The sequence below is a fragment of the Isoptericola croceus genome (assembly GCF_029382255.1).
Classification (GTDB): domain Bacteria; phylum Actinomycetota; class Actinomycetes; order Actinomycetales; family Cellulomonadaceae; genus Isoptericola; species Isoptericola croceus.
In genome coordinates this window covers 1-271 of record NZ_JARLLG010000264.1, presented here as the reverse complement: position 1 = coordinate 271, position 271 = coordinate 1, and the positions used below count along the sequence as shown (strand labels likewise).

The following is a 271-nucleotide window of genomic DNA, read 5'->3' as shown; positions in this document are numbered from 1 at the left end:
AGCGAGTCTTCGTCGGGTCAGCGGAAACAACGTGGTTCGATCACCAAGACGGGCAACCGGCACGTCCGCCGCATTCTGGTGGAAGCGGCCTGGCATTACTTCAGGCCGGCTGGAATGAGCAAAGCCTTGAGAGCCCGCAACGCCAAGGTCTCCGACGAAGTACGGGCGATTGCTTGGAAGGCTCAGAAACGGTTGCATCGGAAGTTTCAGCATCTCGTGTACGAGAAAGGCAAACAGCGGAATGTGGCGGCGATCGCGGTGGCTCGCGAAC

At 59.4% G+C, this 271-nt stretch carries 1 protein-coding gene; it reads left to right on the top strand.

The genetic code is table 11. The features are described 5' to 3' along the window. Positions 1–271, top strand: a 271-nt coding sequence (locus PZC42_RS21355; RefSeq protein WP_277214153.1) for a transposase, incomplete at both ends; no start/stop codon positions are given.